The 9,571-nt window shown below is 38.4% G+C and carries 14 protein-coding genes and 1 pseudogene; 11 read left to right on the plus strand and 4 right to left on the minus strand.

Annotation, left to right across the window (positions count from 1 at the left end; genetic code table 11):
* Positions 1–182: 182 nt before the first annotated feature.
* From L2744_RS17780 to L2744_RS17795, 4 genes and pseudogenes are all read right to left on the minus strand, one after another.
* Positions 183–277, minus strand: a pseudogene (locus L2744_RS17780) (IS5/IS1182 family transposase); the annotation flags it as partial.
* Positions 278–378: 101 nt separating this feature from the next.
* Entirely contained in the window at positions 379–1,050 is a 672-nt protein-coding gene (ptuB, locus tag L2744_RS17785) for a retron Ec78 anti-phage system effector HNH endonuclease PtuB (protein WP_259541780.1), read from the minus strand.
* On the minus strand, positions 1,050–2,675 hold the full coding sequence (ptuA, locus tag L2744_RS17790; RefSeq protein WP_248993162.1) for a retron Ec78 anti-phage system effector ATPase PtuA: 1,626 nt from the start codon (positions 2,673–2,675) through the stop codon (positions 1,050–1,052). The genes ptuB and ptuA overlap by 1 nt, the downstream gene beginning before the upstream one ends.
* Positions 2,668–3,600 (minus strand): retron St85 family RNA-directed DNA polymerase, encoded by a 933-nt coding sequence (locus L2744_RS17795; protein ID WP_248993163.1) that lies wholly within the window; start codon positions 3,598–3,600, stop codon positions 2,668–2,670. The genes ptuA and L2744_RS17795 overlap by 8 nt, the downstream gene beginning before the upstream one ends.
* 356 nt (positions 3,601–3,956) lie before the next feature.
* Between L2744_RS17795 and L2744_RS17800 the strand changes: the two genes are divergently transcribed.
* The 11 genes from L2744_RS17800 to L2744_RS17850 all read left to right on the plus strand — a co-directional run bounded on the left by L2744_RS17800 (position 3,957) and on the right by L2744_RS17850 (position 9,546).
* Positions 3,957–4,205 (plus strand): tyrosine-type recombinase/integrase, encoded by a 249-nt coding sequence (locus tag L2744_RS17800; protein ID WP_248993164.1) that lies wholly within the window; start codon positions 3,957–3,959, stop codon positions 4,203–4,205.
* Positions 4,196–4,609, plus strand: a complete 414-nt coding sequence (locus L2744_RS17805) for a type II toxin-antitoxin system HigB family toxin (RefSeq protein WP_248993165.1) — start codon at positions 4,196–4,198, stop codon at positions 4,607–4,609. Before L2744_RS17800 ends, L2744_RS17805 begins: the two co-directional genes overlap by 10 nt.
* 10 nt (positions 4,610–4,619) lie before the next feature.
* The gene (locus L2744_RS17810; RefSeq protein ID WP_248993166.1) at positions 4,620–4,988 is read left to right on the plus strand and encodes a helix-turn-helix domain-containing protein; all 369 of its coding nucleotides are present in this window, start codon (positions 4,620–4,622) and stop codon (positions 4,986–4,988) included.
* Between the two features lie 12 nt (positions 4,989–5,000).
* Positions 5,001–5,156: a hypothetical protein gene (locus tag L2744_RS17815; protein ID WP_248993167.1), complete on the plus strand. Its 156-nt coding sequence runs from the start codon at positions 5,001–5,003 to the stop codon at positions 5,154–5,156.
* Between the two features lie 265 nt (positions 5,157–5,421).
* The gene (locus L2744_RS17820) at positions 5,422–5,757 is read left to right on the plus strand and encodes a hypothetical protein (RefSeq protein ID WP_248993168.1); all 336 of its coding nucleotides are present in this window, start codon (positions 5,422–5,424) and stop codon (positions 5,755–5,757) included.
* Positions 5,758–5,787: 30 nt separating this feature from the next.
* On the plus strand, positions 5,788–6,732 hold the full coding sequence (locus L2744_RS17825; RefSeq protein WP_248993169.1) for a DnaB-like helicase C-terminal domain-containing protein: 945 nt from the start codon (positions 5,788–5,790) through the stop codon (positions 6,730–6,732).
* 30 nt (positions 6,733–6,762) lie between these two features.
* Positions 6,763–7,974 (plus strand): DUF6035 family protein, encoded by a 1,212-nt coding sequence (locus L2744_RS17830; protein ID WP_248993170.1) that lies wholly within the window; start codon positions 6,763–6,765, stop codon positions 7,972–7,974.
* Between the two features lie 212 nt (positions 7,975–8,186).
* Positions 8,187–8,474: a hypothetical protein gene (locus L2744_RS17835; RefSeq protein WP_248993171.1), complete on the plus strand. Its 288-nt coding sequence runs from the start codon at positions 8,187–8,189 to the stop codon at positions 8,472–8,474.
* Positions 8,475–8,489: 15 nt separating this feature from the next.
* Positions 8,490–8,765 (plus strand): hypothetical protein, encoded by a 276-nt coding sequence (locus L2744_RS17840; RefSeq protein ID WP_248993172.1) that lies wholly within the window; start codon positions 8,490–8,492, stop codon positions 8,763–8,765.
* Positions 8,766–8,779: 14 nt separating this feature from the next.
* On the plus strand, positions 8,780–9,184 hold the full coding sequence (locus L2744_RS17845) for a hypothetical protein (protein ID WP_248993173.1): 405 nt from the start codon (positions 8,780–8,782) through the stop codon (positions 9,182–9,184).
* Positions 9,178–9,546, plus strand: coding sequence for an HNH endonuclease family protein (locus L2744_RS17850; RefSeq protein WP_248993174.1), 369 nt, complete (start codon positions 9,178–9,180; stop codon positions 9,544–9,546). The genes L2744_RS17845 and L2744_RS17850 overlap by 7 nt, the downstream gene beginning before the upstream one ends.
* Positions 9,547–9,571 lie beyond the last annotated feature (25 nt).

A 9,571-nucleotide genomic window follows, 5' to 3' on the forward strand; every position in this document is an offset into this window, starting at 1 on the left:
AGAAACTTTAATCCGAAAGTTACAAGTTAAAGTATTTTCGCTAACTAGTTTATATCCAAAAGTGAACTAGTGAATCAGACTTACCTAGCCTGATTCACGGGGTCAAAAACGGTTTTACCTGCTTTTGGGGAGCAGAGATGGAAGCGTTAAGCTGTCCTCCAATAACCAAATTCTTTAGGTTAATCTCGCCAGGGGATACCTTTCGAAAGCAGTAAAGAATGCCTTCGTGTGTTTGTCTATGTAAAGGTTTGTCATCAACGCGACCTGTGCTTTTCATCAAATGAAATAGCTTTCCTAATATGCATCGGTTAACTATGGTTACTTTTGGCGAAGCTAATTATAACGTCTTGCCATGCTGTCTAAAAAGATCAACACACCCTAGTTAAATAAAGCTTCTAGCACTGCAGTTTGATACTCTTGTTGTTTAACTTTTGTTTTAATTGTATTCATTATTTTATGTAACTCCTGAACATTCATTTCATGACTCAATGCTTCGAGTTCATTTAGTTCTTTTTTGAAAATGTCGATTTGCTTTTTTCTAGCCCCATTTAGAGCGGATAAATTTAGAACCCTTATTGTCTCTGAGGCTCGTTTTAAATCTTGGGTTGATAGACCAGGCTTAGGTTCAATTACGCCAGTTTCTAGAAAATCAAAAAAAATTCTCGGGTCATCAACATCAGGCTTTATAAGCTCGCTAGCGTTATATGCTCCAGGGCCCTCACTACCTTGACGATCTTTAAAATGGCCGCATGTATTGCTACTCGTTAGCCCACAACAACCAAAAAGATTATCCCATGAAAACATCAAATGTTTGTATAGTGCTGCTTGGCCAGGTTTTCCACCTTTATGAAAGTAATGTTCTATATGACCATTCCTCTGATCAGTTGCTCTTTCACAAAGAGCACAAAACTTGCCTTGCATTGTTCTAAAACGATTCCAAATCAAGTTCCTACACGCTTTAGAAGGTTTTTTGTTACTCCACTTATGTACGTTGTGATCATAAGTAGACAGTGCAGGAGGTGCTGGTAAGGGTCTATTTAGCTTCCTCATTATTTATTTAACCTGGCTTTCATTTCCACAATACGAATTTGGCTTTCGCAATCAACGACTACCGGATGGTTAATTCCAAAGTGAGCCTTTATTTTGGTGAAAACGGCTTCAAAAGACTTTTTATCGTTAGCTTTTAAGTATCTAGAAAAATCATTAAGCCAAACAGCCTCTTCCAGTTTTTCAGGTACCGAGTTCGTCTCCATAATGCGAGCGAGAATATCAGCACTAGTAACCCCTTTAGTTTGGAATGTTGGGGTGATGACGGTTGGCTGACCTGAGTCATCCAGACTCATTTGACGAATACACTTATTATCAACGGTAGATAGAACCTGCGGACTATGAGTAGTAACAATAAACTGTAGGTTGGGGAAGGTCGCCTGAAGCCCTATTAATATTTCTTGTTGCCACTTGGGATGAAGATGTAGTTCTATTTCATCAATAACGACAATCCCATGACCATGTAAAGGATTAGCAGAAAGTGGATTCAAAGTCACTAATCGTCTAGCCAAGTCACCAGTTAAAGCCACAAGCATCTTTTGCCCTTGTGATAACTGAGTTATATTTACTTTATTACCAAAGTTTTCAACCAATAGTCGAGGCTTTCCAGAACTACGGTCCACTTCTAAATTTCGGACTTCAGGTACAAGTGTTTCAATGGCATCATTAACAAAGTCTAAGTGTTGTTGATATTTTACCGATGACATTGACTTCAAAAGATTCTTTAATTCATCTTTTTTTGAATTTAATTTAGCAGTAAAAGCATCATTCTCAGGAGGCGTTTCACCTTCATATACATCATCAATAGTACTCTGAAGAGTCGATATCTGATCTTTGAGCATTTTTACTTCTTTTGTATTCTCACCTTCAGCCAAATTGACTAATTCAATGTAAAGTTTAGAGAAGTCTTCAAGTCTACCGCTCCCCTCTAACGCAGTCTTGATATCTGAGAATCTATTACTAACACCATCACCTGAAGCCTTCTCTGTGATGGTCTGGGATAAAGTAAAATTAGATCGTTCAACCGAGTAAAAAGCGAGAAGTGGAATAATTACCGATGGATTTTTAGCGGTAATTTTGTACATGCTTGCAACTTGTTTTGTTTCCACTACATCTGTAGGAGAGTTACCTGTATAACCTGGGCTAACCACACCAATAGTTGTTTCAAAGGTATTTCTTTTATCAAATAGAAACTTGCCTGTTACCTCTGAATATTCGCTGGAATTCACATTAATATCGGTTTGAACAACAGGTCTACCATTTACATCAGGCTTCTCAAGGTTGTTATTAAACCACGTAAATACCTTTGCAATAGCCTCTGCAATACTTGTTTTCCCAGCTCCGTTATCACCGATAATAACTGTCACCCTCTCATCAAAAGAAATATCTAGGGTTCTAAATCTTCTAAAATCAGTGAGGTGTAATGAAGATAAAATAAGCTTCTTTTCAATGAGCGCGGTTTCTACTTCAGTAAAATACTTACAAGCTAAGACTTCATCCTTCTGCTCTACATTTTTACCTTCTGAATAGTTTTTATAGAGTTGATATGAAGACTCAAAGTTGCCTTTCTTAGCATTCTGAATCAGATTGCTTATTGCTCGACTCGTTTCTTTATGTTGCTTAGTCATTTGATTTCTCGACAATTTGAGTTATTAACTCAGCTGAATATTTTCGTTTTAATGATTGAACAAACATTGGTTCTATATGCTTCGCAAAAGCAATAAGACCTCTAAGATGTTGTCTACCCGCTTGATCAAGCTTACTTAACTGAACTTGATGTACTAAATGTTTTATATATCTTTTCCGTTCTCTTCCGAGAGAGATCTTTCCATCGTTATTGATGGTGATGCCGGTGACATGTCTGTTGTGTGCTTTTGATGAGAACTTTGTTTTCTTTCTATTGATTCTTATCGCGTTGCCAAATAACTCAGCTAGCTTTTCTTTTACAAGTAAGGGAAGTCCAAAGAGTATGTCTTTGTGCTTTGTTGAAAAAGTTAGGTCATCTGCATATCGTGTGTATACAATTTCTTTTTTAAGACACACGTTGCTTATCGCGCAATCAAATTGATACATGAAGAAGTTAGATACCAGCGGGGAGCTTGGGGCTCCTATACTGAGAACCAAAACTCCACCAGTTGTTTTACTCGGACACCAAAAAAGTAAGTTTTCTAAAGTTTGCTTATCTATTTCTGAAGGCAGTGGAAGTGTCGACTCCCATACTCGCCAAAACAACTTATTAGAAATTGAATTGAAAAAATTTTCTAAATCCATCTTGAGCAAATAGGGGGAATTTTCGTGGGCTGTCGCGTTTTCTTTAATACTGGTGCCTTCACGATACGCCATTGCTGACTTGTGAATAGGTAGTTGTTGAATTTCTAAGTACTTGCGCTGGTACACTTTTAATTCTTTAGAGGGTTGGGCGATGACTCGATGCCCTGATGTACGCTTAGGAATGGTGTAAACTTTATACTTTTTGGGCGCACTTTGTAAAAAGTTATCCACTTCAGCTTCATTCTTTTCTAAGCCTAAAGATAGCTGTTTAAGAAAACTCATTATCTTTCCTATAAAAAAGCCCAAGAGCATGGCTCTTGAGCTTAGCTCTTTACTAGAGGAAGCGATATGTTCGCGACCTGATTGAGGTACGAGATCAGGTCGCGAACATATCGCAACCATAATGCCGTTCAATAAATTAGAGTCTGGCTAAACACCCGACTAGACGAATGTCGTCCTAAGCTAAAGAGCACCTCGAGTATATAGTAAGTCAGTGACCTTATTCAATTTAATGTTGCTTCCATCATATTCTTGGTAATGAGTGGCCCAAAGAAAGGACGTATATGGTCACCTCGGGTATAAGCAGGCCAATGTTATAAATCTACAATTAACCTTTCATAACGGGGTGTCAGTCGTTAATGGTTCGCGGTCTTGCGATATATATCCGGCATCTGTTGCGCCCTAATGAGATCTATAAAAAATGTGGCTTACCAACTGCATCTTCCCATTCTGGCCGTAAATCACTTTGTACCAATGCTGTTGTGAACGGTGTACCTATAGAGACTGTGGCGCGAATCCTCGGACATACCAGCACAGAAACGACTATTGACTATCTTGCTATTCAGGCAAAGCGTATTGAAAAAATGTGCAGTGTTGAATGGATTTAGTGTTTAAAATCAGAAACAAAAACACTATTTCCCAAAAAGGGAAAATAAAAATTGACTATCATTTGTTCATTTCCCATAATGGGAAATATAGCAAAGGGGATTACATGAGAGTTGTTTCGAGAGCCGCCTTGCGGGAGTTTTGGGAGCTGCCCATTTACCAAGACAGTGAGCAACCGCTCAAATCATGGTACGAGGAAGCTAAAAACGCCAACTGGCAAAATTCGCAAGAGATTAAGGATCTTTTTCGGAATGCGAGTTTTGTTGGTAATAACAGGGTGGTATTCAACATTCATGGTAACAAGTATCGACTGATTGTCGCCGTGAATTACAAATTTGCAATGGTTTATGTTCGCTCTGTCGGCACTCACGCTGAATATGACAAAGTTGATGCAACCACAATTTAGGAGGTTTGCAATGCAAATTATGCCGATCAGAACAGTGGCTGACAATGAAGCCGCATTAAAGCGCATTGAGCAGCTTTTTGACGCCGAACCTAACACGTCAGAAGGAGACGAGCTGGAAGTGTTGATCACGCTTGTAAGCGCGTTTGAGGATGCTCACTTTCCGATTGAAGCGCCAGATCCAATCGCAGCGATTCAGTTCCGCATGGAACAGAAAGGGCTTGTTGACGCCGATATGGTGCCGTTCCTTGGGCAACGAAGCCGAGTGTCAGAAGTGCTAAACCGCCAACGTAGTCTTAGCTTGAACATGATCCGCAAGTTGAATAAGGGGCTTAAAATTCCCCTTTCTTGCTTGGTCAAAGACTATCAACTATCCAAATAAGGAAGTGTTAACATGACAAATTTTCAAAAAGGGCAGCTAGTTACTCATTCAAGTGTAAATAAGGAAATGAAAGTATGTGGTCAATCTGCGATTGGTGCCGTACGTAATAGTAATGGTGTTAGTCGAACAGCGGTAAAAAGGGGTTCACATCCTGTAGCTATCAAGTGAGTAGTCAAACAGTGCAACGTGATTTTCCCACTAATAAGCTAGTGCCAGTTGAATCAAAAAAATCGCTTTCATCAGTGGAATCAGCCACAAAACTATATGAGGAAGCTGTTTTATACCTTATAAAAAATGGTACTCCAGAGTGGGTGGCCGCAGAAAAAGTGAATACCAATTTTACTAAATTAAACAATTCTAATCTGGTGATAACTTTAGAGCGGCTATGCGTTGACGAGCCATTTGATCTTAATCTCTAGAACGGAAATTTTTTATGACCAACAATATATTAGTTCCAGATTACAGTTTGCCACCGTCAGGCTATCAACCTTTGTATTTGTATAATCTTATTGATTTAAGTAATTACCTATATTTCCAGCAAATCAGTTCTCTTTTCCATAATGAAGCAATTAATGAGCTGAAAAAAACATCGGGGATTTTGACTCAAAACAGTATTAATTATTTGCAAGACCAAACAAGACAATCGATTTTCCCTACAGCTCCTCTAGGCTATTTTGATGAACAGCGTAATTATATTTCAAATGTGACCACTACTTCTGTGGGTTCTCCTCAAGCACAAGATGATGATTTACTAGAAACTTTTTATTAACGGAAAATCGGATGGATAATGGAGTTAGATATGGAAATTGTTGCAACAAAAAGTATTTTAGAACAAGTGCTTAATGATGTAGAGTTTTACAATCGACGGTCAGAAAATCTTGGGCACAGTAAAGTCAGGTTTGATGCCTGTCCAACCGGCTTTAGGGATTTGGATGATTCTATTGGCGGGATAAGTCCTGGATTCACCGTAATAGCTGGACGGCCTTGTAATGGTTCTGATGTTTTGTTTAGACAGTTAATTACAAACGCTGTGCTTGAGTTTAATAACATCAATAACTTCATGTATAAGCAAAAAGCATTAATATTTAGTACGTCATTGTCAGCTAAAGATTTTTTGGTGCGTATTTTATGTGCATACGGACTCATCCCTTTGAACACTTTAATGAAAGTTGCCATGGATGGGGATGAATGGATGAAGTTTACCAGCAGTTTTACCTTTTTTTTTGAAGAGAATGACCCTTTCTTGCTGGTCGATAATATATCTCCGTTGTTCGTCGAGGATTTAGATGAGTTTATACTCAAGACCATAGATCAGTATGGGCATCTTCCCATAATCGCATTTGATTCTCTCCAAGCTATCCGAACGCGTAAAAAATTTGATTCGCGTTATGCTGAAACCGCAGAAGTATCTCGTACATTAAAAGAACTACAGGTTCGCTATAACACTCGGATTATTGCAGTTTGCAGTGTGAACAGAAATGTAGAACAAAGGGCAGATATGCGTCCAGTACTGTCCGATTTGCGAGATTCTGGGACAATTGAAGATGACGCAAACCTTGTGTTATTCACGTACATTAATGCTTTCTATACAGGTGAATGGTTGGATAATAACAACGTATCAATTATGGAAGTATTAGTAGGTAAAAACGATTGGGGGAAGCAGGATAGAATCCAGTTGATGTACCGTCGTGAAGAATGCAATTTATGTGATTACGTAGCATTATCGGCAAACAGTGATGAGTAATATATTTAGCTGAAAATTGACAAGGGTATTATGAAAAAAGTAGCTATAGAAGAGGTGTTTTTCCCTAATGATGGTAAGAACTATTCAGTAGCAAAAATTTTGGAAAAACCCCAAAAAGCCCTTTTTGAAATGAGAAGAAAGTTAAGACCTAGCGTAAAAGAGTTGACTCTTCTTTGTTCTACTTGCTTTCAACCTGTAATTTTAGCTGGTTACTTAGATCAAAGTTTTTATTTCAGACATATTAAAGATTCCGATGATTGTCCGATTAAAACAAACTCTCATCTTACTGCTGATGAGATTCTTGCCATGAAATATAATGGGCAAAAGGAAGGGGATTTACATAAAACAAATAAACTTCGTATTGCAACATTATTACGCAAAGATGATTGCTTTGAAGCTGTACGTGTTGAAAAAACGTTTAGAGAATTAAACCCTACAGGTATAGCAAAGCATTGGAGGCGGCCTGATGTTGTGGCTACTGAGATCCATAGAAATGTCGAAGTTGCATTTGAACTCCAGGTATCAACAACATTTATTGATGTTATCATTGCAAGGGAGGCATTTTATAAAGATAACGGAGCATTCATTCTCTGGATATTTCTAGATTTTACAGCCAGACGGTTTACAGAACTCGACATTTTTTATGCTAACTGTTCAAATGCGTTTGTGTTTGATGGTGAAGCCAATAGTGCAAGTGAGGAAGCTGGGAAGCTTATTTTAAAATGTCACTATCATCGTTTTGAGGTTGTTGAACTATCAGGAACTGTATCAGTAGTAGCAAGAGAAGAATGCTGTTTAGTTGCACTCTCTGAGTTAACTTATGATCATCAAGCAGGGAAGTTGTACTATTTTGATTCAAATTCAAGCGAGTTAAAAGCTAATGAAGATGCAGGGCAATTAAAAGAGTTGCTAGCTGAAAAAAAACGTAAAGAATATGCAGAGCTTCAAGCTAAACAAGCCTTAGAAAGGAAGAACAGAGAAGAAGATGAAAGACTGCGGCGAGAGGCTGAAAATGAGAAAATAGCACAACAATTGAAGTCCACACTATCTTCTGCAAGTAGACATTACCCTTGGGAAAGAACAAGTAAAAATAAAGGTTTATCAGACCGTATCTATCAGACACTGAATAAAAACAAAGCATTCGAGAATCTATGTTGCAACAAATGTGGTAACACTGAAAGATTTAGAGATATTGCATGCTTTGTATACTGTTCAGATTGTAATTCTGAAGTAAAATACTAACCAATAATTAATGATAGGAATCAAGTCTGTTAATGATAGAGGGTAGTATATGTTTTTGTTTTATATTCGTACAATTCTTGATTCTGTTGATTTCACCGATAGCGCAACGGAACCTGTTATTAGTTTCATGGTTGTAAATAATCTCGGACGTTAATGCTGCCTCTCAATCTGACAAGCGCAACTAGCGGAAAATCGGCTCTATGGAGACTGTAATGGTACTTAGTAATCAAGATACTAAACAAGACTATGCATTTAGCACTCATTGTATGAGTTGTGACAACGGCAAAAACTATCAAATTGATGACGATATTCCTGAATCATGCCCTGTGTGCGGTGAACATAAGGAATACAGCATTGTAAATATGAACAGCCTCAAAGGAAACTTTAGCGTTAGTGATTGGTACGTGTGCAACGATTGCAGTAGCCATGACATTGGGGTTACTGATGCTCAAGAGTCTATCTGCAATTCCTGCGGTAGTTTAAACATCATCGTAGAATAACCTCGGAATTTCAGAATGATAAGTGATATTGTGAGAAAAGGTCATAGCGAAAACACTTTCGCGAAGTTTTCTATCAAACTAATAGAGCTGGTTGAGCAAAATCTATGCCCGTCAGCTTCTGCCAAAAATATAGGTAATGTGATCAAGTCTCAGAAGTCGTTGAGAGACTTCCTGGCTACAACTACCGATGAGACTAAAGCTGAATTCACTCCATTTTTAAGACTTGATGCAGCCTATTATGAACAGTGTATAGCTGAAGCATTAGTTGTTTTGAATAAAGCAACGGACTGAACGGAATTTCGGGAATGTTTAATTTCTTTAGAAGAACACCGCAGATCCCCATGCCCTTTATAGATAGGGTTTCCGAAGAGCTTCAACTTTACAATCCCGAACACCAAGGCCCTGTGACGGACTATCGTTTTTACGCCAATTCCATATATATTGGTTCGGTTAGTACTGAGCTATGGAAAGAGGATAATCTATTATTGGTTCATGATATAAGGGCTTCCACTATAGGGATAAAAAATGGCACTGCTATGGTGAGTTGGTTGGTGGCTAACTCTTCTGAAATGATACAACCCGTTCATGTTATCAATAATGGTTTAGGTTTCTGGATCAAGTTGAAGAAAATTTGGCCTAGTCGCATTATTGACCTCGATTTACGATGTAGTGAATATTGTGATTTACTTGAGAAAAGGAAAAAATGTTGAACCGTGGTTTGGTCTGTTTTATTACGTTATCGCCCTTCATCGCTGTTGCTTCCAATACGACGAATCAGTCGTTTAATCAGGCTAAAAAACAGCTTTTATTAGTCTATCAAGACCATCGTGAAACCCTGTATTGTGGTGCTGCATTTGACGCAAAAGGGCTGGTAATCTCTTCGCCAGGATTTACTACTAAAACGCATTTAGCGCGCGCTAAAAAAATCGAATGGGAACACGTTGTACCCGCCGAAAATTTTGGCAAAGCATTTGCTGAGTGGCGTGCGGTGTTTTTCAAGATAGTTGTCACTCTTTGTTTAAATATTAAGCTGCATTTATTACGCCTTCTTCTGGTGCCTTATCTGGGTTGAGTGTTACAGCGCCAACCGCTTCACA

The organism is Shewanella profunda (genome assembly GCF_023283765.1).
Taxonomy (GTDB): domain Bacteria; phylum Pseudomonadota; class Gammaproteobacteria; order Enterobacterales; family Shewanellaceae; genus Shewanella; species Shewanella profunda.